The following is a 24,413-nucleotide window of genomic DNA, read 5'->3' on the forward strand; positions in this document are numbered from 1 at the left end:
GTGACATCTACATTTCATTCAATCGAAACGGCTAGACGCAGTTTGTTCGCACAGACGACCGCTCTTAGCACGACAGGTCATAACATCGCTAATGCCAACACGGAAGGGTATTCGCGTCAAAGAGTAAATATGCAGGCATCCATTCCTATGGAGCCGTTTGCATTTTTACATAGTACAACACCAGGACAACTCGGGACAGGGGTCGAGTTCGACTCCATTACCCGTGTTCGCGAGAAATTTCTGGATGACCAGTACCGCAATGAAAATACCAACTTCGGGAGTTGGTCCATTCAGCGGGATACGCTGGAGAAACTTGAGGCAATTGTCAACGAGCCTTCCAAAACAGGTTTTCGTACCGTTATGGACAATTTTTATAAATCCTGGTCAGATCTAAGTAAAAACCCGGAAGATGTTACGGCTCGTCGCATCGTTAAAGAGACCACGCTCGCTCTCACCGACGCCATGAATCAGATTAGTCGCCAATTAGACTCTCTGGGTCAGGATCTGGACAGTAATATTGCGGTAAAAGGTAATGAGATTCAGGGTTACCTGGGTAACATTGCTAACCTGAACAGTGCAATCGTTAAAGTTGAATCTCTTGGTGATAATGCAAACGATTTGCGTGACCAACGTGACTTAATGGCAGACAAGTTGTCCAAAATTATGAATATCAGCGTTACGGATTCACCACAGGGTTATCAAGTTCAGATGAATGGACAAGCGCTTGTGACTGGCGGGGCTGTACAGGCTACGGTAGATTCAGCGTTTTTGAATGACGCATACACAGCAGGTACACTCACGAACGGTGAGGTTCATGGCATGATCAAGTCCAGAGATACCCTGGTGAACGATTACCGTAAACAAATGGATGATTTAGCGAATACGCTGGCTAACGGTGATATCGAGATAACTATCCCTGCGGGTTCTGTACTACCTGATAATACCGTCCTGGATAATGTTACATACACAGGAGCAGCACGTACACTGACAAGTGATCTCAAGGTTACTGTCAAAGGTTTAAACGGATTGCATCAGCTTGGGTACAGCATGGATGGGACGAACACTGGAGGTTTACCGTTCTTTACTGCAGCTGGCGGTGGAACTGCAATTACAGCTGGTAATATTTCCTTGAATGCAGCCATATTGGCTGATCCCAATAAGATTGCCTCTTCACTTCGGACAACAACGAATGCATCTGGAACGGAAACGGTAATCAAAGGAAATAATACACTGGCTAATCTGCTTGCCAATCTTAAGGATACACCAATGAAATCAGCCGACGGCTTGCGTAATGCAACCATTGGAGGCCAATTCAGTGCTATTGTAGGTCAACTGGGTGTTCAATCTCAGGAAGCTGCACGCCAAACTTCTAACTCGGAGTTTCTGGTACAACAGGTAGATACACGTCGTCAATCGGTTAGTGGTGTATCCCTGGATGAAGAGATGGGCAACATGATCAAGTTCCAGCATGCGTATAGTGCATCGGCTCGATTTATGACCACATATGACCAACTGCTTGATAAATTAATTAACTCTACGGGTATGGTAGGCAGATAATAAGAAAGGAGAGGACTAAAGAAAATGCGAGTTACCAATAATATGTTGAGTTCACAGTTGATTCTTAACCTGAACCGAAATGCGCAGCAGATGAACAATACACAGACTCAATTGGCCACAGGGCGTAAGATTAACAAGCCATCGGATGATCCGGTTGGAATTACCTATTCTCTTCGCTATCGCGGGGAACTATCGTCTAATGAGCAATATCAGAAAAATGTGGACAGTGCGATATCCTGGCTAGACTTCAATGATACCGTTATGGATCAGGCAGGAAGTGTAGTACAGCGTTTGAGAGAATTAACGGTACAGGCTGCAACCGGAACGAATCCACAGTCTGCTTTGGACAGCATCAATCAAGAAGTGAAACAGTTAAAAGCTCAGCTCATCGATATTTCAAACAGTACACTGAACGGGAAATATATTTTCAATGGTGAAAATTATACGGCTAAACCGTACGATTTTCCTGCAAATGCGGATGGATCATTTGATACATCCGGTGCTGCCTCGGTTCTTACGGATACAGGCAAAATTAATTATATCGTTGGTGAAAGTATCCAGCTTCCGATCAATGTGACCGGTAATGAAGTGTTTGGAAACTCTTCTGATACGGATAACTTGTTTGTCATCTTTAATACGATTAGTCAGGCTCTGGCCAGCGGAGATCAGAAGGAATTATCGAATCAACTTAACAATATTGATACGCGGACAAACCAAATGCTTTCCATTCGGGCAGAGATCGGTGCAAAAACCAATCGTATAGAACTAATGCAAGGCAGACTGAGTGATCTGGAAGTTAATTTGTCCGATTTACAGTCTAAGGTTGAAGATGCGGATTATGCTGAATTATCCATCAAATCGAAAATTCAGGAGAATATCTACAATGCTTCGCTATCTACAGGAGCCAAGATCATTTCCCAATCATTGGTTGACTTTCTAAGATAAAGGGGGAGATCCTCTGGTGAGTAGTATTCCGATGCTTCAGATTCATACAACACCTACTGTAATTCATATGGATGCAGACATGGGGAAATACTCCATTCGGCAACCGAAAGCAGAGATGGAGCTTCGTACCACGCCCGGAAAATTAACGGTACAAAGCCATCCAATTGATCTTAATGTGGATCAGTCCAAGGCCTTCTCAGCCTATCATGGAGGAAATATGTTTGATATGAATGCCCGGATCTATTCAGGTATTCAGCAGATTTTTCTGCAAAATATGGCCGAGCGTGTACAGCAAGGGAACGAGCTTGCAGCAATTCATAAGCCGGGCAATACGATTGCAAACATTGTGGGGACGAACTGGCAAGCGAGGCCTTTTCCAGAAACACGCACTCCTGCATCTTCAGGTAATGTGGATATCCGTGTTTCGACGAGAGCGCCTGACATTCGTTTTGAGGCAGGAAAGTCAGAAATGAATGTCACGGTAAACAAACCTGAGATTGAGTACCAACGAGGAAAGTTGGATATCTATGTACAACAATACGGGTCTGTGCAGTACACTCCGCCTTCAATAGATATCGGATTATAAGTTATACTATAGAGCTATAGACGGTTGAAAGCATCCGCTATAGCTTTTTTTATCTAAAATTATTATCGCCAGGGAGGCGTTTATCATTTTTATTGAGACAAGTACTTGGGGCAAGATTGAAGTCGATGAAAAAAGTATATATCAATTTCCAAGAGGTTTGCCTGGTTTCGAAGATGAAACAAGTTTTGCGTTAATTCCTTGGGAAGAGACGCCGTTTAGTTATTTACAATCATTAAAGGAGAAAGAACTTTCATTTTTGGTGGTTAGTCCGTTTGAATTCAATCAGAGTTACAGTTTCGAACTGAGTGACGAGGATAAAGAAGAATTGCAAATAGAAGAAGACGTGGCTGTCTTCTCTATCGTTACCATTCATTCCGAAATAACGAAATCTACAATGAATTTGCTCGCTCCGGTTGTGGTTAATCCTGTGAAGAGAATAGGTAAACAAGTGGTGTTACAACAATCGAGTTATCTGACCAGACATCTGATCTGGACGGAAGAGCTGACTCCAACGAAGGGGGGAGCCTAAGATGTTAGTATTGTCGCGCAAAAAAGGCGAATCGATTATCATTCAGGATAACATCGAAGTAACTATTCTCGCGGTGGAAGGGGATACGGTGCGGATCGGTATATCTGCTCCCAAGCAGATTGATATCTTTCGAAAAGAGGTATATGCATCCATTCAGGAGGCTAACCGGGAATCAGCTGCACCAGATGCCCCAAGTGTCGCTGCCTTTATGGAGTTGCTTCAGGGAGTAGAGAATAAAAAAAAATAAAAATATTCCAATTTACTATAAACAGTTCTTCTCTTCCTGTCGATATATAGTTTAGACGCTGCTTCGGCAGGGCGGCCGACCTTAATGTCGCGGCGTTTACCACAAGGATGTGGAACTAACTTATTTTCAGGGAGGAAATTTCTAATGATTATCAACCACAATATCGCTGCAATGAACACGCACCGTCAACTGGGTGCAAACACAATGAACACTAACAAAGCAATTGAAAAATTGTCTTCCGGTCTGCGTATCAACCGTGCTGGTGACGATGCTGCAGGTTTGGCAATCTCCGAAAAAATGCGCGGTCAAATCCGCGGTTTGGATATGGCTACTAAAAACGGTCAAGACAGCATTTCCTTGATCCAAACAGCTGAGGGTGCGTTGAACGAAACTCACTCCATCCTGCAACGTATGCGTGAGCTCGCAGTTCAATCTTCCAATGATACAAACACAAATACAGACCGTACAGCTCTTCAAGACGAAGTGGATCAGTTGGCTAAAGAGATCACTCGTATTGCGAACACAACTGAGTTCAATACGAAGAAATTGCTTAACGGTTTTGCTGACGGTGGTTCTAGCGTAACTAGTGCAGCTAACCTTACGTTCCACATCGGTGCGAACGCAGGTCAAAGCATCACACTTACAATCGGTGCTATGGATGCAGCTAGTTTGGCAGTAGGTGCAGCAACAGGATCTTCTTCTGCAAACGGTGCTACAGATGCAGCTGTAACTGGTGGTATCAGCATCTCCAGCGCAACTTCTGCAAATGCTGCGATTACAACGATCAATACAGCAATCGCAACGGTTTCCACAGAGCGTGCTAAACTGGGTGCTTACCAAAACCGTTTGGAGCACACAATCAACAACTTGGGAACAACTTCCGAGAACTTGTCTGCTGCTGAGTCCCGTATTCGTGACGTAGACATGGCGAAAGAAATGATGAACCAAACGAAAAACAATATCTTGGCTCAAGCTTCCCAAGCGATGTTGGCACAAGCAAACCAACAGCCACAAGCTGTTCTGCAATTGTTGCGTTAATTTTAACTCAGCATCTATTGGTAAGGAAAGGTTGTCGATTTTCACATCGACAACCTTTTTTACTATACTTCGTATAATCAATATGGCATGTATTTGGAATGATATTTATCAGAGATTAAATATTTCAATATGAGTATTTTAAATAAATTGCGTTCTAAGAAAGATTAAAACAGAAAAAATGGAGCAGGGGATACTCAGGTACTTTGGTATAAGCCTTATGCTCATTCATATAAATTGAAGTTCAGGTATGGTTAAAGTGTATTGGATCTGTAATTTGCAATGTAGTGGAATCTAATGAATTCATATAATACTATTGAAGAGACGAGTGGATATAATGAACAAATCGGTTTCCCTCTGCATGATTGTTAAAAATGAGCAGCAGTACTTAGAGCGCTGCTTAGAGAGTGCACAGCATTTGGTTAATGAGATTATTATCGTGGACACGGGATCATCTGATGGAACTATGGATATCGCCAAAAAATATACCAAGAATATTCATTCTTACGATTGGGTTAATGATTTCTCTGCTGCGAGAAATTTTGCGATTGAGCAGGCGAAATCAGATTATGTTCTCGTCATGGATGCAGATGAATACTTTGAAGCAGGTGTAGATCTGCAAGAGGATTTAAAGAAAGACTACGATTATTATGTATTTAATATTAATAATCACATGAAATTTAATAGATCATTTATACACACAGCCGTGAGATTGTTCCGCAATCATATTGGTCTTAAATACGAAAATAGATTGCATGAGCATCTCAATATACTGGAAAACAACTCAAAATATAGTGGGGTTGTCTCGGCATCTACGATTCAGCATGTGGGATACATGGATGAAAAGATATTGGAAGAGAAGAAACATAAGCGTAATCTGCCCTTAATGAAACTGGAAGTCCAGGAGAATCCTACAGCCTACAACCTCTATAATATGGGGAAAACTTACTTTGGTATGAATGATTTTAAGAAGGCTGTGTCTTATTTTCAAAAATCGTACTCGTTGGGCAAGGACAAAGTGTACATCCCTGAACTGCTCACAAAGTTAGCATTTGCACTTCATGAGACCGGTCAATTTGATGATGCCGTAGGTATACTAGTGGATGCTACGAGGATCTTCCCTTCAGAAACAGAGATGAAATATATTCAAGGCGTTATATATGCGAGGAATGGTTATTTCAAAGACGCCGAGACATGTTTTCATAAATGTATTGAATTAGGGGATCAAGGTACGATGGTTACCGAGGGTAGCGGAAGTTACATGGCGCATCTTCAATTGGCGGATATGTATGAGAAAACGAACCAATTGGATAAAAGTTACTCGGAGAGAATTAGCGCCATGAAGGTAAAAGGAAACGCCGCGCATGTACTGCAGGATTACTTACAGTTCAGCCTTAAAATAAATCAATCTTCAGACGAATGCAAACAGATTATAGAGGAGTACTATAACCTAAACACCATAGAGGATCTTCAGAATTTAATGAATATTTTGTACAGTTTGCGTCATTCGTTGTTAAACCACTACTTGAGCAAATTCAACATCACCACGGAGCCTCATATTCATACAATTGCCAAGATATATAGTAAAGACAAGAATCTCATGAGAACGACTTTGGAAGATATTAATAACTTGAGCAATAGAGAAAATATCCAAGATGTTTTACTGTTGGCATATGTATTTAAGGACAAGAGTGTAATGGATAAAATTCAATTTGCAATGAATTTAGGAATCAAAGAGATGAAAATAATCAAACAACTCTTTGAAGATGAAAAGATGACAGGCTCCATAAACACATCGTTGCAAAATGTTCTATTCACACTTTGTAAACAACTGATAATGATCGAGGAGTTTGAACTATTTCAGGAGCTGGCTCAAAAACTGATAGATCATGATTCTAAAAATGTTTTGAATATATGTAAAATTCTCAGCGAGTATAGATTTGACGAGTTAGCGATTGATATGTTGGTTGTTATGTATAAGGAATCACCAAATCATCCGGAAATGATAAGGCTCTTAGGGGATTTGTGTCTCCGAAATAACTACCTTGAAGATGCGGAATTGTTCTATACCAAATTATTGAACTTGGATTCCAGTTATGAGGCTTATGAGCGGAACTTTAGACTGTACGAGAGTAATAATGATAAAGAAGCTATGATGAAAATAGGAAAAGCTATGATGGAGAGATTCCGTTCAGCTGCTTGGGTTCAACCCGTATATGACGCTCATCTTTTGTCATTTAACTGAGTCGATCCCTAAGATGAAAGCTTAATTTTACTATAATTCTCTACATTCTCACTTAAAGATTACCGATAAATATAATAAATAATTCCATCGGGGGATGAATGATGAATCTACAGTTTTCACTTTCTACCAATGTGACTGGGACTTCTTCAGCTACAAATAACACACCAGTTGAGCCTCGTAGTAATCAGGACAGCATGTTATTGCAATCGGTTAGAAACGGAACAGATTTATCCAAATTAGAACGGCAAGGTTTGAATATCCCACCTGGTGATGAACAACTCATCAAGGCGATTGACAGAGCGGTCAAAGCGCTACAAGGCCCCACAACGACATTAGAGATGAGCGTGCATGAGAAGACGAATCAAATTATGGTTAAGGTTCTTAATAAAGAAACGGGAGAAGTGCTTCGAGAGATTCCTCCTGAGAAAACACTGGATCTGGTAGCTAAGATGATGGAAATTGCAGGAATTGTGATTGATGAAAAGGTATAGGAGGGTGAGATAAATGGTATCACGGATTAATGGATTTTCGGGTATGGATATTGACAGTATGGTCAAGTCGCTGATGACGGCTAAACGAGTTCCGCTTGATAAATTAAAACAACAGAAACAAATTTTTGATTGGACTCGGGATAGCTACAGAGAATTGAACAGTAAAATTGTGCAGATGAGTAATAAGCTTTTTGATATGAGTAGTAAATCGGAATTGCTAAATACTCAAAAAGCAACAGTAAGCGGGAATTCGACAGCTGTTAAAGCGGAGGCAAATGCGGAGGCAGGCAGCGCATCCATGGAAGTGAAAGTGACCAAGCTTGCTGAGAAGGCCGCTATGAAAAGTTTAGCAGAGCTTCAGGCTGGAGGAGTGAAAGCAACTCGTGCTACAACTCTTGCAGATATCGCAGGAAGTAGTGCTCAGTCAACATATGACCTGAACATTAACGATAAAACCATTATGTTTGCTAGCACAGATACCATGGCAGTTGTGGTTGCGAGAATAAACTCACAAATGCCGACAGTGAATGCGGCTTTCGATGAAATTAGCGGTAAGTTTACGATTACACATAAAGAATACGGCAAAGAGATCACAGATACGGACGTGAATAAACAATCCAAAGCGAGTTCGTTGACAGATATACTCAAACTCGATGTGCCTGCCGATTTTGGTACGGGTAAAAAGGTGGATTATACCAAAGGAGAAGTTACCGTTACAAGTAGTTTAGGTGGCTCTGAAACATATAACCCGTCTACAGATAATCTCACGGTTAACGGAGTGAAGTTAACTTTCCTGGAGTTAAGCGGAAGTAATAACTCAAAAGTTACAACCCAGTCTGATCCAGCCAAGGCTGTTGAGACCATTAAATCGTTTGTGGACTCATATAATGAATTACTAGGACTGATGAATTCCAAAATATCAGAACAAACGTATCGCGGCTTTAAACCTTTGACAAGTGAACAGCGTGAGACGATGAAGGAAGATGAGATCAAGAAGTGGGAAGAGAAGGCCAAAAGTGGTATTCTGAAAAATGATGGTATTCTCACTGATGCTGTAACTTCCATGAGATTGACTCTTTCTAACAATCTTAAAGCTCTAAGCGAAGCAGGAATAACAACAGGGCAGTACTATGAGAAGGGCCAGTTAAAAATTGATGAAGCTAAATTAACACAAGCTTTAGCAGCTAACCCGGAGAAGGTGTTAAGTATTTTCCGTGGTTCTACCTCGGATTTGAATAGCAAGCCTATTTTTGGTGAAATAAGGGGAAAGTTAACGGAGACGTTGGAGATGTTTACGAAAAAAGTGGGTACATCCAAATTTGATACGAATGCTTCCATGGCTTTGAAAACAGAAAGTATTATGGGAGAACAATTAAAAGAGTATAACAATCGTATCTCAAACTTGGAACGGAAAATGACGGATTGGGAAACGCGATATTATAAACAATTTACAGCGATGGAAAAAGCAATGAGTCAATTCCAATCCCAATCTTCCAGTTTGGCAAGCTACTTTAAGTAAAAGAGGAGGAAGGATTTGAAATGATTACATCTCCTTATGAGAAATATAAACAAAATTCAGTACAGACTTCAACACCAGGTCAGCTGGTTATTATGTTATATGACGGAGCCATTCGTTTTGTTAAGGCGGGATTAGATGGCATAGAAAGAAAAGACTATTACAAAGCAAATATGAACTTAGGTAAGGCTCAAACAATTGTTAGTGAACTAATGTCCACCTTAAACCAATCCTACGAGGTGGCAAAAGATTTATTTGCTTTATACGAGTATGTGAATCATTTGCTTATCCAGGCAAACATTAAAAAGAATAAGAGCTTTGGTGAAGAGGCATTAGGATATTTACAAGAGCTGAGAGAAACTTGGGTAGTGATCAATAAACAAACCATGGGTACGATATAGTATGGAGAGCAACGGTCTAATAAACCAATTGCTGGATGAGCTTACTATTTTAACGGATGCCTTTGTGAAAGATATCGATGCAAAATCGTCGGATGAGACTGAGGCCTTTGTAAATGAACGGCAGCTTATCGTGGAGCGTTTGATTGTGTTGAGTGGTACTCATAAGACAAGCCAAGAACAACAAACAAAGTTAAATCATGTCCTTGCTTATGATGCGCTGATCGAGTCTCGCATGTTGGCATTAAAAGAAGAAGCTCAGCAATGGTTAATTCAGCGGAATGCAGCTCGAAATCAACGAGATGTCTATGAATCTAAATATATAGCAGACAGTTATCTCATGGATAAAAGAAAATAATTTGTATGCAGATCAAGATGAAGGATAACCTCTTGGTCTGTTTTTTTATTTCTAGCATTCAACATTTCTCCCTATAAATCTACAAAAAATACCAAGAAAACATTTTCTTTACCAATTGACAATGGATAAGTTTGGATGGTATCATCTGAATTGTGGGCTAGGGTTTTGGCCAGAGCTTCACTTCATTTGATGACGAAGGGAATGTTAGTGCATGCAAGGTAAAGTTAAATGGTTCAACGCAGAAAAAGGTTACGGTTTCATTGAGACTGAAGATGGCGGCGACGTATTTGTACATTTCTCCGCAATTCAATCCGAAGGCTTCAAAACTTTGGAAGAAGGTCAATCCGTAGAGTTCGACATCGTCGAAGGCGCACGTGGACCGCAAGCAGCTAACGTAATCAAATTATAATCATCCGGACAATCCGACCTACATATATGGTTAGATGGTTACCAAATTGAATTATCGCTAGCGTCAGACTCCGGTGATCCGGGGTCTTTTTTTGTGTTCACAGGTTTTACGTTTTACATAAGAGATTGAGTAACCTCATAAACGGTTAAATAAATGATCAAGCGCCTGACAAAATATTTTATCTAATTACCCCAATATGCCCGAAAATGGCGAAATATCACGAAATATGGCGTTAAACCTACTTTGGTTGATGTGACTGGAGCAGATGTCATTATTCGGTCACCGGGAGTTTTTACATGGCGCTTACATTCGTGTTATAATGAAGTGGCAAAGATAAAGGAGGAGTGCCCTATGAATTTAAGTATTCGAGGTCAACAAATCGAGGTTACCGAAGCTTTGAAAGATTATGTCGACAAAAAGTTGAGTAGACTCGAGAAGTATTTCGATGCACCCCTTACCTCTGACGGTGCCGTTACACTGAGCACGACAAGAGGATTGCATACAGTTGAGGTGACGATTCCCTTGAAAGGCTTTGTGCTCCGCGCTGAAGATGAGAGCGATGATATGTACGCATCCATTGACTCCGTTGTGGACAAGTTGGAACGTCAAATTCGCAAACACAAAACAAAAATTAATCGTAAATTCCGTCAGGAAGGCAGCCTGAAGACACTCTTTGTGGAAGATCCGACAGGCACAGTGGCTACAGCCGAACTGGACACAGATACGGATGACGATGATTTGGAAGTTGTACGTACGAAACGTTTTATGTTAAAACCAATGGACGTGGAAGAGGCAATCCTCCAAATGAACATGGTTGGTCATAACTTCTTCGTATTTTCCAATATCGAGAATGAAGAAGTAAGTGTTGTTTACAAACGGAACGATGGCAAGTATGGCTTGATTGAACAAGGCTAAGTATACTTACAGCATCGATTCAATTGAATAGAACACCACATTATTGAATATAAGCAGGAGCCAATTGTTTCCTGAATTGCACCTAACGAGAGCCTCCATCCTTTAAGGGATGGGGCTCTTTTGTGCGTAGCGGCTGCTTCGCCATCTAGTAGAGAGAGAAAAACCTGTAATGGCGAATCGTTCGCCTAAAGCTGGAAATAAAATAATGAAACTATTGGCTATACTTTTGCGTCTAATAACTAGGAGTCAGCAGGAATATATATAACGAAGTAGAATTATTTAAAGTAAACATACATTCTGAAATAAACTTCCATATTTCCCACAAATAAAGACTTGCACCATGCAACATCTAGGGAAATAAAACAGTCGCGTTGTCACTTCCACGAACGACTATGATTTTTTGCACTAAAACTCGGTTTATATGGGGGTCAAAGTTCAAAGAAGTCTGCTGCGGCGTGTTGCGGCGACCCTTACAAACTGTTACAATTTATGCAAAGAGAATCATTGTCCTGATGAAGAATTGTCGACGAATGATCGCTAATCATAATCAATGACAGGCACAGCACCATGAACATGATTCAACGGCTCGAATTCTGGCAAGTTTTATATACACCAGACACGAGTGAACACCGGATCAGCTTCATGAGTAACCGTGGCAAACCTGGAGTTGATTCATCTTATATTATTTTTTGTTTGTCACCCCCGGGGGTAAGTGGAGCAACATTCCATCCGATGGTGCCGCATGGCGGTAGCAGGGGGTCTATTCTGTTTTGCACGAAAGGGGTATACCATGTTAGGACTTGTCAAAAAGATCTTCGGAGACATGAACGAGCGTGATGTGAAACGTCTGATGAAGACGGTCGATGTGATCAATAAACTGGAACCACAATTTCAGGCTTTGTCTGATGAGCAGTTGAAAGGCAAAACGGATGAATTCCGTGCTCGGATCGAAAAGGGAGAAACGACGGATGAACTTCTTCCTGAAGCATTTGCAACCGTACGTGAGGCATCACGCCGTGTACTGGGAAAACGTCATTATGATGTACAAATGCTGGGCGGAATCGCGCTGCACGAAGGCCGTATTTCTGAGATGAAAACGGGTGAAGGTAAAACGCTGGTAGGAACACTGCCGGTATATTTGAATGCATTGATGTCCAAAGGTGTACACGTAGTCACAGTCAATGACTATTTGGCTCAACGGGATAGCCAGGAGATGGGACAAATCTATGAATTCATGGGCATGACGGTTGGGGTTAACCTCAGCGGTATGGATCATGCGTTGAAGCAGCATGCATATGCATGTGATGTTACGTATGGTACAAACAATGAATTCGGGTTCGACTACCTGCGTGATAACATGGTGTTATACAAAGAGCAAATGGTACAACGTCCATTGTTCTTCTGTATTATTGACGAAGTGGACTCCATCCTTGTCGATGAGGCGCGTACACCACTGATCATTTCCGGACAAGCTCAGAAATCGACCGATCTGTACTATGCAGCCGATCGTTTTGTGAAACGTCTCGTACCGGAAGAAGATTTTACAGTTGATATCAAAGTGAAGTCTGTGGCGCTGACTGAGGGCGGCGTAGCGAAAGCGGAGAAAGCATTTGGCATTGAGAACTTGTATGATCATGCCAACGTGACGCTCAATCACCACATTGTACAGGGTTTGAAAGCAAATGTGATCATGCGCCGTGATGTGGACTATGTTGTCACGGACGAAGAGGTCATGATCGTTGATGAATTTACAGGCCGCCTGATGGCTGGACGTCGTTATAGTGATGGACTTCACCAGGCCATTGAAGCCAAAGAGGGCATCGAGGTTCAGAACGAGAGCATGACACTGGCAACGATCACATTCCAGAACTACTTCCGGATGTACCGCAAACTTGCGGGGATGACAGGTACAGCAAAAACGGAAGAAGAAGAGTTCAAGAAAATCTATGGACTTGAAGTACTACAGATTCCGACGAACCGCCCGAACAAACGGGATGATATGGCAGATGTGGTGTACAAAAGCATCGATGGCAAGTTCAAAGCGGTTGTAGAAGAGATCGTCGAGCGTCACGGCAAAAACCAACCGGTTCTTGTGGGTACTGTATCCATTGAGAACTCGGAGCGTCTCTCAGACATGTTGAAACGTCGCGGTATCAGACACCAGGTCTTGAACGCAAAGTTCCATGCAGAAGAAGCGGAAATTATCTCTGGTGCTGGTCAGGCAGGTGCAGTAACCATTGCAACGAACATGGCCGGACGGGGTACAGATATTATTTTGGGTGAGGGCGTTGCTGAAGTTGGCGGCCTTCATATCATCGGTACAGAGCGTCATGAATCACGCCGGATTGATAACCAGTTGCGTGGTCGTGCTGGACGTCAGGGTGACCCGGGTTCTACACAGTTCTACCTGTCTCTGGGCGATGAATTGATGAAACGTTTCGGGGCAGACAACGTGCTGAACATGATGGAGCGTCTTGGTTTTGAAGAAGACCAACCGATCGAGAGCCGCATGATTACGCGTGCCGTTGAATCTGCGCAGAAGCGCGTTGAAGGTAACAACTTTGATGTACGTAAAGTGGTTCTTCAGTATGATGACGTTATGAACCAACAGCGTGAGATTATCTATAAACAGCGCCGTGAGGTACTGGAGTCTGAAAATATTAAACAGATCGTTATGGATATGATCAAACCTTCTATTGAACGGATCGTTGAAGCGCACTGCAGTGACGACATTCCAGAAAACTGGGAGCTGCAGGAGGTTGCAGACTTCATGAACAGTAAACTGCTGGATGAAGGCTCTGTTACCAAAGATGACCTGTGGGGTAAAGAAGCTGAAGAGATCATTGAGTATCTGTTCGAGAAAGTACAGAACAAGTATAACGCTCGTGAAGAACGTATCGGTGAAGAGATGGTTCGTGAGTTCGAGAAGGTTGTTGTACTTCGTGCGGTAGACAGCAAGTGGATGGACCACATTGATGCCATGGATCAATTGCGTCAAGGTATCCACCTTCGTGCATACGGCGGTACAGATCCACTGCGTGAGTACCAGTTCGAAGGTTTCGAGATGTTCCATCAGATGATCGCTTCAATTCAGGAAGAAGTTGCGACATATGTGATGAAAGCTCAGATCGAAAGCAACCAGGAGCGTCAGGCTGTTGTGGACGAGAGCCAAATCTCGACGAGCGGTGAACCTACGGAGAAACGTCCGGTGAAGGTTTCCGACCAGATCGGCCGTAACGATCCTTGTCCATGCGGCAGTGGCAAAAAGTTCAAGCACTGCCACGGTCAAGAGTAGTCTTCGTCTCATTTCTTATATCGAAGTGCCCAATGTAAGATAGATTAGTCTAATGTATATCGTTTGACTTATACGGCTCCTTGCAGCCGGAAGTTCAATGGGATAAAGTGAAGGATGCATATCTGATGACTGGTGCATATGAATAATCATATGACGCTAGGTGAAGGCGGGCGCCCCAACTGGTAACAGTATGCGCAGCCTCAGGTAATGCATCCGAGACTTGATCTGATCGAACTTCCTGGATGCGGGGAGCTTATCTTAATGAAAAGAGGAATTGCACATGATTGATCCAAGCGTGAAGCAGGACCTGCGTGAAATAGGCAAGAAATTAACAAACCTTAGGGGGTCTCTTTGACTTAGATCTCAAGAACGAGATGATTGAGAACTTCGAAGAGAAGATGTCGGCTCCGGATTTCTGGGATGACAACGAGAAAGCGCAAGCTGTCATTGCGGAGATGAATGCAGTGAAGGGCTCAGTAGATCATTACGCGAAGTTGCAACAGGATTATGACGACGCATTAATGATGGCGGAACTGGCCGATGAAGAAGGTGACGAAGAGCTGGCTGCTGAGATTGGCAACAGTGTTTCTGCGATTGTAAGCAAGCTGGAAGAGTTCGAGCTGCAGCTTCTCCTGAATCAGCCGTATGACAAAATGAATGCCATTCTGGAACTTCATCCAGGTGCTGGTGGTACCGAATCGCAGGACTGGGGACAGATGCTGCTGCGGATGTATACACGCTGGGCGGAGAAACGTGGTTTCAAGGTTGAAGTGCTGGATTATCTTCCAGGGGATGAAGCGGGTATCAAAAGTGTGACATTGTCCATAAAAGGTCACAACGCATATGGGTACCTGAAAGCAGAGAAGGGTGTTCACCGTCTGGTGCGAATCTCTCCTTTTGACTCATCTGGCCGTAGACATACATCTTTCGTATCCTGTGATGTGGTGCCAGAGATCGACGATACCATCGAGATCGACATTCGTACCGAAGATCTCAAGATTGATACGTACCGTGCGAGCGGTGCGGGTGGACAACACATTAATACCACTGACTCCGCCGTGCGGATTACACATATTCCGACCGGAGTGGTCGTGACCTGTCAGAACGAGCGTTCACAGATCAAAAACCGTGAGCGCGCGATGACGATGCTTCGTTCGAAGTTGTATGAGCGTAAAATTGAAGAGCAAAAACAACAGCTGGATGAAATCCGAGGGGATCAGTCGGAAATTTCGTGGGGTAGCCAGATTCGCTCCTATGTATTCCATCCCTATAGTATGGTAAAGGATCACCGTACGAGCGTGGAGACTGGAAATACAGGAGCAGTTATGGACGGCGACCTCGATGCATTCATCGATGGTTATTTGCGTAGCCAAATTAAAGTAGAAACCGATTAATTCAAGTTCCTGTATGGACCCGTGCGCACAGGCGCATGCTGGTGTATACAGGGGCTTTTTTTTGAACATTTTTATGAAATGTGAAGAAGATTATGGATACGTTATATAAAGGAGAGCACGACAACATGCAAGAACAGCAACCTTCATATCCTCAGCGTAAAAAGAGGTTAACCACTTTTATCCCCCTGAATGGGCCTTGGCGGAACGTCATCGATACTCTGTTCATTATCGTGGGATCGTTTTTGATTGCGGTAGCCTTTAATTTATTTTTATTGCCAAATCAAATCGCTTCTGGCGGTGTATCGGGGTTATCCATCCTCGGAGACGAATGGCTCGGTTGGGAACCGGCGTATACCCAATGGGCCATTAATATTCCGCTATTAATTGCAGGTTTTCTGCTTATTGGCAAACAGTACGGTGTACGTTCCATCCTTGGCAGCATCGTTCTACCACTCTTTGTGTATTTGACGAGTCATTGGGAGATCCCGACGGCAAATCCGTTGCTTGGCTCTCTGTATGGAGGCATTGGTGTTGGTCTGGGTATCGGGATTGTGTACCGGGGCAGAGGATCAACCGGGGGGATGAGCATTCTAGCTCGTATTGTGCAGAAATACAGTGGGTTCAGTTACTCGCTGTGCGTTGTTATCATGGATGCAACCGTAATTATTTTGGCTGCCTTTGTGTTGTCACTGGAGCAGTCCTTGTATGCATTAATCGGATTATATGTGACCGGTAAAGTGATTGATGCCGTTGAGATGGGGCTTGGATATTCCAAGGTGGCTTACATTATCTCCAATCAGACGGAGGCGATAACCAAAGTCATTCTGGCTGATCTGGATCGGGGTCTGACCAAGCTGGAGGCGAAGGGTGGATATACGGATGACCAGCGTACGGTACTGATGGTGGTGGTTGGGCAAAATGAAGTGCCGAGACTAAAAACGCTGATCCGGTCTGTAGATCCGGGTGCTTTTGTCATCATTAGTAATGCACACGAGGTGCTTGGGGAAGGTTTTAAGCGTGGCGAGCATATCTAAGTACTATTCAGAAATCGGAAATCAGAAATCATAAAAAAGCAGATACTCTCTTTACCCAGATGATGGGGAAGGGAGTACCTGCTTTTATTTTTTGTCCCTGCCGAGTTTACAAGATTGGAGACAGCAGACGAGATATGGCTTCTTTGACACGAATCATAAAACTGCGACTTTGGTATTCCTCTAGCGTCAACTCCCGCGATACATGCAGGTCGTGTTCAAAGGTTTGTACAAGTGCCGTTGCAATCGTCTCATCATACATAAAGGCGTTGACCTCGAAGTTCAACCGGAAACTGCGATAGTCAATATTGGCTGTGCCTACGGAAGCAACCAGACTATCAATAATCAGTGTTTTGGCGTGAATAAAACCATTATCGTAGATAAACGCTCTGGCACCTACTTTTAACAGCTCCCCAATATAAGAAAGCGTGGCCCAGTATACAAAGGCATGATCCGGCTTATTTGGAATCATAATACGAACATCGATGCCTGACAGGCAAGCAAGACGAATTGCTTCGAATACACTGGCATCCGGGATGAAATATGGTGTTTGAATGAGAATTGAATGTTTGGCGCCATTAATCATTTTCAGGTAACTGTTCTTGATATGCTCGATCTCAGCATCAGGGCCGCTGGATACAATCTGCATAGCGGTTTGGCCTGATCCCTCAATATGAGGGAAGTGAGCGGGAACGTAGGGTGTGTCATGTTGTTTGGAAGCTTCGTTCCAGTCGAGCAGGAAACGCGTCTGCAGCGCATGCACCGCATTGCCTCGAATACGGAGATGGGTATCGCGCCAGTAACCGAATTTTGAATTCAACCCGAGATATTCATCCCCTACGTTAAATCCGCCAACATAACCAAGATTACCATCGATGATAACGATTTTACGGTGATTGCGATAGTTCATTCGCAGGTTGATCAGACTGAATTTGGAAGGGAAAAAAACTTCAACAAGTCCGCCCGCTTCACGCAATTCTTTGAAAAAGCGATTTCTTACCCGCCGCGAACCCAGCGCGTCATAGAGTAAACGAACCTTTACGCCTTCGCGCGATTTGCGGATCAGCGCGTCCCGAATTCTTTTGCCGAGACTGTCCCCACGATAAATGTAATATTGCACATGCACATGATCCTGTGCTGCCTCGATGTCATCCAGAAGCCGCTGGAACTTGTCTGTTCCATCGGTGATGATCTCAACCGCGTTATCCTCTGTCAGGAGTGCACCATTTTGTTTGAGGTTCATGTAGATCATGTCTTGGCTATTCTCTGTTGCCTTATTGGAGAACGGGGTTCGATTATCCTGCAGCTGGGCAAGCTGCGCCTCAATTCGTTCCTCCAAGCCCAGCTTCTTGCGCTCTTTCCATTGAAAGAGACGGTACCGAGTCAGATTCTGACCCGTCAAAAGATAAAGTATGAACCCGAAAACCGGAATAAAGTTCAACACCAACAGCCAAGCCCAGGAAGCACTGGCATCTTTGCGTTCAAAGAAGACGACTGCGGCAGCGAAAATAATATTCAGGCCCAGGAGCACAACAAGTAAGATGGATTCGATATGCACTTTAGTCCCCCATGTCTCATAATGACCTTCGGAGCCTGGATGAATATAACCTGAAATATCAAGGTATATATCTGAACTAGACTCTGTATGTAATGTTTCCTGCTATTATGTATTTTAACAGAAGAAACCTTGTTCGTCCCTAAGGTAAAAAGATATCGTTCGGATTTGTTGGGAATCCGTGTTAAATTGATGATAGAGTGTTGTATTTATATAACTAGAGTCGTATAATAATACACAAATATGCATAGAAGCGACGGAATTGTCTGCTCAAGCTTTGACTGGCCTTGAGCTAGGCACAAGTAGCGCATACAACAGGATAGGGGGAGCGAAAGTGAATAACAAATTAAGAGTGGCAATCGTCGGTTCCACCGGCTACGGCGGGGTGGAGCTGATTCGTTTTTTTCAGAATCATCCGCAAGTTGAAATTACATCGGTAATCTCTTCATCGAGCAGCGGGGAGTCCATCGCAGATGGATTTCCGCATTTGACGGACGTGATTCGCAGGCCACTTGACGGTGTTGATCCGGCAGAGATAGCAAGTCGTGCAGATCTCGTATTCACTGCGACCCCTTCTGGTGTAAGTGCAAAGCTCGTACCGAGTTTACTGGAAGCAGGGCTGAAAGTGATCGACCTGTCTGGTGATTTCCGTTTGAAAGACGGATCGGTATATGAGCAGTGGTACAAACATCCCGCGCCGTCAGCAGATCTGTTGGAGAAGGCTGTATACGGTATGGCTGAGGTGTACGGGGATGAAGTGAAGGGAAAAGATTTTATATCCAATCCGGGCTGTTATCCGACAGCGACACTGTTGGGCCTGATTCCTGCGGTGGAGGCGGGTTGGATTGATCCTTCGACCATTATCATTGATGCAAAATCGGGCGTATCCGGTGCAGGGCGCGGAACTAGCCTGACTAACCATTATGCAGAGATGAACGAAAATTTTAAGGCTTACAAGTTGAATAAACATCAGCATATCCCTGAGATTGAGCAGGTTCTCGGCAATATTACCGGGAGTCCGGTAACCGTAACATTTACGACGCAACTTGTACCCATGACGCGGGGAATTATGAGTACGATGTATGCGAAGTTGACGGGTGAGCATAGTGATCGGGAGATTGTAGATTTATATCGTAAATATTATGGGAACAGACCTTTTGTACGTGTACGTGAACCTGGCATCTGGCCTTCAACAAAAGAAGTATCTGGATCAAACTATTGTGATATTGGATTTGCAGCAGACCCGCGTACCGGACGTTTGACGATCATTTCGGTTATCGACAACCTGGTAAAGGGTGCATCCGGGCAAGCGATTCAAAATATGAACCTGATGATGGGATGGGAGGAAAACCTCGGGCTGAACATGACACCAGTATATCCATAAGGATGTGACGAATGAACATCGCAGGGGGATGCGTGTAGAAGCGGTGTCTCATTAGAAAGTCATACAACATGGGTAGCGGTTGGGCAGTTTCAGTTGAAGCAGGCGGTTCATCAGCATATGGCTGAACGCATACGGGGGATATGATATGGGAACAAATGTGGAGCAACAGGCTTTTACCGTAGTTGAAAATGGAACAATTGTAACGCCAGGTGGGTTTACCGCCGGTGGATTGCACTGTGGATTGAAAAAAACATCTCGCAACGACATCGGAGTGATTCGCTGTGATATTCCTGCGACAGCTGCTGCGGTGTACACTACCAACATTTTCCAGGCCGCGCCGCTCAAAGTTACTCGGGAAAGCCTGAGCAACGGGCGTTTGCAGGCTGTGATTGTAAACAGTGGTAATGCCAATGCATGTACAGGGCAACAGGGTGAAGAGGATGCATATGCGATGCGTGCGGCAGCGGCTCGTGAACTGGGTGTAGCTGAAGAGGATGTAGCTGTGGCATCCACAGGTGTCATCGGTGAATTGCTGAAGATGGATGCGGTACATTCAGGCATCAAGGCACTTCCGGAGCAACTGGGCAAGGAAACCAACGAAGCAGAGCAATTTTCACAGGCGATTCTGACTACTGATTTGGTGAAAAAAGAAGCTTGTGTCTCCGTCGATGTTGGCGGTAAGACGGTCACCATTGCAGGAGCGGCCAAGGGATCGGGTATGATTCATCCGAATATGGCCACAATGCTGGCATTTATGACCTCAGACGCGGTCATCGGAGCAGAAGCGCTGCAGCGCCTGTTGCGCCAGGCGACCAACCACACGTTTAACATGATTACCGTGGATGGTGATACCAGCACGAATGATATGCTCGTAGCGATGTCTAGCGGTTATGCAGGGAATGAAGAGCTGACGATGGATCACCCGGATTGGGAGGCATTTGCTGCCGGATTCACCTACGTATGCCAGGCACTTGCCAAAGCGATTGCTCGGGATGGTGAAGGGGCAACCAAGCTGGTTGAAGTGGAAGTTACGGGTGCGGTTAGCGATGATTCTGCACAAGCGATTGCCAAAACCGTGATCGGCTCAAGCCTGGTGAAATCCGCCATGTTTGGTGCTGACGCAAACTGGGGCCGGATCATTGCTGCTGTAGGCCGCGCAGGCCAGCCAGTGAATCCGGATACGGTGGATATCCGTCTCGGTGACATCTCGGTACTCGCACAGTCTCGTCCTGTTGTATTTGATGAAGAAGCGGCACTGGCATACTTGCAGACGGATACGGTGCGCATTGTGGTAGATCTGCACCACGGTGAAGGTAACGCCGTAGCTTGGGGCTGTGACCTGACATATGATTATGTACGGATTAACGCTGCGTACCGTACGTAATCGATGATATACCATGAGTATAAATTGTCTTATCCCTGATCGGACTTATTTGAGGTTTTAAAGTACCTGAACGTTATTAAAGGTCTTGAACTTTGCAGCTTGATCTCTAGAAAGCTGCGTACCATCATAGATGTAAAAATGTTTATAAGGATTAAACTTTTAAATGTAAAAATAAACGAATGTAGTGGAAGAGGCGGAATCGATTCTGTAGAAGCGGAGCGTTCGCATTTGTCTCCGGGTTTTCCCTTTGAAAAAGGGGAATCAGAAAAACCTGGAGACAACGGTGATCGAAAGAACGATCCGAATCTGGAACGGCTAGCGTTTATCTGTATCTTTTATATAGGTGTTAATCCTTTAAAAGTCGATTAGGAAGGAGCTTTGCCTCGTGAATTCAACGTTACCAAACGGAAGTCCTGCAGTGGGAGCAGGAACGGAAAAACAGATGTTTGTGATGAAATGTGGAGGCAGTACGCTGGCTGCGTTGCCAGAGTCCTTTTTTGCAGACCTGCGTGACTTGCAGTCATCGGGAAACGGACCGGTTATCGTCCATGGCGGAGGCCCGGCAATCTCTGATAATCTGGCGAAACTTGGAATCGAAACGGAGTTCGTGAACGGCTTGCGCAAAACCACCGAGCCTGTACTGGACGTTGTGGAAATGGTGCTGGCGGGCAGCATTAACAAACAGATCGTTCGTCTGATTCAGCGTGTAGGCGGTCAGGCTTTGGGTGTGTCGGGAGTGGATGGTGGTTTGATTCAAGCAAAGCCTGTATCAAACCACGCCGAGATCGGCTGGGTCGGGGACGTGACAAGTGTCAAAGCAGAAATCATCCAAGGCATCGTAAATATGGGCTATATGCCCGTTATTGCACCTGTAGGTGTAGATGCCAGCGGACAGCGTTACAATATTAACGCAGATACCGCAGCCGGAGCGGTGGCTTCTCATCTCGGCGTAAGCCGAATGATCGTTGTGACGGACGTACCGGGCATTATGAAAAACGTAGACGGCGAGAAAAAAGTACTGCCATCCGTATCCGTTCAGGAGATCGAGGATATGATTCAGACTGGCGAAATCTACGGCGGCATGATTCCGAAGGTACGCGCAGCGATTGCTTGCATTCATGGCGAGGTACGCGAAGTTATTATCGTAGACGGCAGCGAGTCGCAAATCCTGAGCCGTGTGCTTGGCGGAGAGACCATCGGCACACGAATTATCCGGATGCAGTAGGTTCAATACGATATTCAGACTTTAGGCCTTTATTTATATAAAAAAGAATTTGTACACGGCGTTTTTATGAGAAAGTTGAATTTACACGTTAATGTAGAAGACAGAGGAACCTGAAGATTGAAGTATTTGCGATTATCACTGGGTTTTACCTTTTATCAATCTATATAAGTTGAACTATTTGTTTACACAAAAAAACGGAGAGGGCAGAAAAAACCTGGAAAAGCGAAGCGTTCGCCTAAGAGCTTTCTGAAAGAAAGCTGCATCGGAAGCATACGCTTATCACCGGCTTTTCCCTTTGAGAAAAGGGAATCCAAATAATCTGGGGATAACAGCGATTGGAAGGTTATTCTGTCATCGGAGTGACCCGTGTAAACTGCCTTTAGTTCAATAAATATGATCGAAAAATAAGGATATAACAGTGATCGAAAGGTTGTTCTTTTATCGGAGTGACCCGTGTAAATGAAGTTTTCTCATAATGGATCGCAGTGTACGAATCGACAAGGAGTGATATGGTCATGGCAAAAGGCAACGAACAGCCAGGTTCTGGCACAGCCGTAGCGGGAGCAACAGTAACGGGTGCAGTGGCACAGACGGAAAGCTCACTTTTTCAAACGTATGCACGGTATCCGATTAGCTTGGTCAAAGGTAAAGGCAGTTGGTTGTGGGACGATCAGGGGAACCGTTATCTCGATTTCATGTGTGGACTTGCTGTAACGAGCCTGGGCCATGCACCGGAGAAAGTTGGGGCGAAGTTGAAAGCTCAGATCGATGAGTTGTGGCATGTATCCAACCTGTTCCAGATTCCAGGGCAAGAAAAGGCAGCAGCTTTGCTGACAGCCAATACCTGTGCAGACGCTGTCTTTTTCTGCAACAGTGGCGCTGAAGCGAACGAAGCGGCCATCAAGGTGGCACGTCGTTATCACCAGAAGGTGAAAGGCACAGATCGGTACGAAGTCATTACATTTGCTCAATCCTTTCATGGACGTACATTGGCAACATTGACGGCAACTGGACAGGATAAGGTGAAAGAAGGATTTTTGCCACTGCCAGCTGGATTTGTAACCGTGCCGTTGCATGATATCCCTGCACTGGAAGCGGCGATTGGATCAAAGACCGCAGCGATTATGCTGGAGATGGTTCAAGCAGAGGGCGGAGTATATCCGGTGGAACCGGAATTCGTAAAACATGTGCGCAAACTGTGTGATGAGCATGGCTTGCTGTTGATTATCGACGAAGTGCAGACAGGAATGGGACGTACAGGCAAATTGTTTGCTCATGAGCATTATGGCATTGAACCGGACGTGTTCACGGTTGCGAAGGGGATTGGCAGTGGATTTCCAGTTGGCGCAATGTTGGGAAAAGGTTTCCTGCGTGATGCATTTACACCCGGGAGTCATGCAACGACGTTTGGCGGTACACCGCTTGCTTCCTCTGTCGTTATTGCAACGATTGAGACGATGCTGGAAGATCGCTTGCCAGAGCGTGCAGCCGAGATGGGTGACTATCTGATGACGTCTTTGCGCAATCGTCTGGCAGGAAACTCGTTCGTGAAAGAAGTGCGTGGTATGGGCTTGCTGGTGGGTATTGAGTGCGCGGAGCCAATCGGTGACATTGTACTGGCAGGTCAGAAACGTGGCATTTTGTTTGTCTCGGCTGGGCCTAATGTGATTCGTTTGCTTCCTAACTTGTATGTAAGTAAAGAAGAGATCGACGAGGCCGTTTCCCTGGTGGCGACATTGATTGAAGAGCACGTTGCGGCGAAAGCATAATCTCATGAGGAAAAAATAAAACACTGAACCGGGGCCATAACGGCCCCCGGCACAGATTAAAGTGAAAGAATCCCTGTAGCCGCATGGTTATCAGGCAGCAGAAGTAGTGTGAAAATTTCTGCCCAAGCGGGTGCAGGGAACCGGA

The 24,413-nt window shown here is 44.4% G+C and carries 21 protein-coding genes; 20 read left to right on the forward strand and 1 reads right to left on the reverse strand.

Annotated elements, in window-relative coordinates; genetic code table 11:
• The 16 genes from flgK to ACR8BL_RS19805 all read left to right on the forward strand — a co-directional run bounded on the left by flgK (position 1) and on the right by ACR8BL_RS19805 (position 16,954).
• Positions 1-1,557 (forward strand): flagellar hook-associated protein FlgK, encoded by a 1,557-nt coding sequence (flgK, locus tag ACR8BL_RS19730; protein WP_434749187.1) that lies wholly within the window; start codon positions 1-3, stop codon positions 1,555-1,557.
• A gap of 24 nt (positions 1,558-1,581) precedes the next feature.
• Positions 1,582-2,502, forward strand: coding sequence for a flagellar hook-associated protein FlgL (gene flgL, locus ACR8BL_RS19735; RefSeq protein ID WP_434749188.1), 921 nt, complete (start codon positions 1,582-1,584; stop codon positions 2,500-2,502).
• Between the two features lie 16 nt (positions 2,503-2,518).
• A complete protein-coding gene (locus ACR8BL_RS19740) occupies positions 2,519-3,088 on the forward strand; it encodes a DUF6470 family protein (protein ID WP_434749189.1) in 570 nt (189 codons plus the stop codon).
• Between the two features lie 115 nt (positions 3,089-3,203).
• Complete coding sequence (gene fliW, locus ACR8BL_RS19745; RefSeq protein ID WP_434753181.1) at positions 3,204-3,617, forward strand: flagellar assembly protein FliW; 414 nt, start codon at positions 3,204-3,206, stop codon at positions 3,615-3,617.
• 1 nt (position 3,618) lies between these two features.
• Complete coding sequence (gene csrA, locus ACR8BL_RS19750; RefSeq protein ID WP_434749190.1) at positions 3,619-3,864, forward strand: carbon storage regulator CsrA; 246 nt, start codon at positions 3,619-3,621, stop codon at positions 3,862-3,864.
• Between the two features lie 144 nt (positions 3,865-4,008).
• On the forward strand, positions 4,009-4,902 hold the full coding sequence (gene hag, locus ACR8BL_RS19755; protein WP_434749191.1) for a flagellin Hag: 894 nt from the start codon (positions 4,009-4,011) through the stop codon (positions 4,900-4,902).
• A gap of 334 nt (positions 4,903-5,236) precedes the next feature.
• Positions 5,237-7,144 (forward strand): glycosyltransferase, encoded by a 1,908-nt coding sequence (locus tag ACR8BL_RS19760; protein WP_434749192.1) that lies wholly within the window; start codon positions 5,237-5,239, stop codon positions 7,142-7,144.
• Positions 7,145-7,245: 101 nt separating this feature from the next.
• Positions 7,246-7,635, forward strand: coding sequence for a flagellar protein FlaG (locus ACR8BL_RS19765; protein ID WP_434753182.1), 390 nt, complete (start codon positions 7,246-7,248; stop codon positions 7,633-7,635).
• Positions 7,636-7,648: 13 nt separating this feature from the next.
• The gene (gene fliD / locus ACR8BL_RS19770; RefSeq protein ID WP_434749193.1) at positions 7,649-9,154 is read left to right on the forward strand and encodes a flagellar filament capping protein FliD; all 1,506 of its coding nucleotides are present in this window, start codon (positions 7,649-7,651) and stop codon (positions 9,152-9,154) included.
• A 20-nt stretch (positions 9,155-9,174) separates the two neighbouring features.
• Positions 9,175-9,552, forward strand: coding sequence for a flagellar export chaperone FliS (fliS, locus tag ACR8BL_RS19775; RefSeq protein WP_434749194.1), 378 nt, complete (start codon positions 9,175-9,177; stop codon positions 9,550-9,552).
• A 1-nt stretch (position 9,553) separates the two neighbouring features.
• Positions 9,554-9,907, forward strand: coding sequence for a hypothetical protein (locus tag ACR8BL_RS19780; protein WP_434749195.1), 354 nt, complete (start codon positions 9,554-9,556; stop codon positions 9,905-9,907).
• 211 nt (positions 9,908-10,118) lie between these two features.
• On the forward strand, positions 10,119-10,316 hold the full coding sequence (locus tag ACR8BL_RS19785) for a cold shock domain-containing protein (RefSeq protein ID WP_024631599.1): 198 nt from the start codon (positions 10,119-10,121) through the stop codon (positions 10,314-10,316).
• A 351-nt stretch (positions 10,317-10,667) separates the two neighbouring features.
• Entirely contained in the window at positions 10,668-11,231 is a 564-nt protein-coding gene (hpf, locus tag ACR8BL_RS19790) for a ribosome hibernation-promoting factor, HPF/YfiA family (RefSeq protein WP_434749196.1), read from the forward strand.
• 790 nt (positions 11,232-12,021) lie between these two features.
• Complete coding sequence (gene secA / locus ACR8BL_RS19795) at positions 12,022-14,526, forward strand: preprotein translocase subunit SecA (protein ID WP_434749197.1); 2,505 nt, start codon at positions 12,022-12,024, stop codon at positions 14,524-14,526.
• Between the two features lie 280 nt (positions 14,527-14,806).
• A protein-coding gene (gene prfB / locus ACR8BL_RS19800; protein ID WP_434749198.1) for a peptide chain release factor 2 occupies positions 14,807-15,920 on the forward strand; the annotation gives its coding sequence in 2 pieces (ribosomal slippage) (positions 14,807-14,878 and positions 14,880-15,920; 1,113 coding nt in all).
• Between the two features lie 125 nt (positions 15,921-16,045).
• The gene (locus ACR8BL_RS19805) at positions 16,046-16,954 is read left to right on the forward strand and encodes a YitT family protein (RefSeq protein WP_434749199.1); all 909 of its coding nucleotides are present in this window, start codon (positions 16,046-16,048) and stop codon (positions 16,952-16,954) included.
• A gap of 106 nt (positions 16,955-17,060) precedes the next feature.
• Here ACR8BL_RS19805 and cls read toward each other — a convergent pair whose 3' ends face one another.
• Positions 17,061-18,509 (reverse strand): cardiolipin synthase, encoded by a 1,449-nt coding sequence (gene cls, locus ACR8BL_RS19810; protein ID WP_434749200.1) that lies wholly within the window; start codon positions 18,507-18,509, stop codon positions 17,061-17,063.
• 331 nt (positions 18,510-18,840) lie between these two features.
• Here cls and argC point away from each other — a divergent pair, with 331 nt between their 5' ends.
• The 4 genes from argC to ACR8BL_RS19830 all read left to right on the forward strand — a co-directional run bounded on the left by argC (position 18,841) and on the right by ACR8BL_RS19830 (position 24,268).
• Positions 18,841-19,890, forward strand: coding sequence for an N-acetyl-gamma-glutamyl-phosphate reductase (argC, locus tag ACR8BL_RS19815; RefSeq protein ID WP_434749201.1), 1,050 nt, complete (start codon positions 18,841-18,843; stop codon positions 19,888-19,890).
• A gap of 145 nt (positions 19,891-20,035) precedes the next feature.
• Positions 20,036-21,274 (forward strand): bifunctional glutamate N-acetyltransferase/amino-acid acetyltransferase ArgJ, encoded by a 1,239-nt coding sequence (gene argJ, locus ACR8BL_RS19820; RefSeq protein ID WP_434749202.1) that lies wholly within the window; start codon positions 20,036-20,038, stop codon positions 21,272-21,274.
• A 442-nt stretch (positions 21,275-21,716) separates the two neighbouring features.
• Positions 21,717-22,499 (forward strand): acetylglutamate kinase, encoded by a 783-nt coding sequence (argB, locus tag ACR8BL_RS19825; RefSeq protein WP_434753183.1) that lies wholly within the window; start codon positions 21,717-21,719, stop codon positions 22,497-22,499.
• 515 nt (positions 22,500-23,014) lie between these two features.
• Positions 23,015-24,268, forward strand: coding sequence for an aspartate aminotransferase family protein (locus ACR8BL_RS19830; RefSeq protein WP_434749203.1), 1,254 nt, complete (start codon positions 23,015-23,017; stop codon positions 24,266-24,268).
• Positions 24,269-24,413 lie beyond the last annotated feature (145 nt).

The organism is Paenibacillus amylolyticus (genome assembly GCF_051136285.1).
Taxonomy (GTDB): domain Bacteria; phylum Bacillota; class Bacilli; order Paenibacillales; family Paenibacillaceae; genus Paenibacillus; species Paenibacillus amylolyticus_F.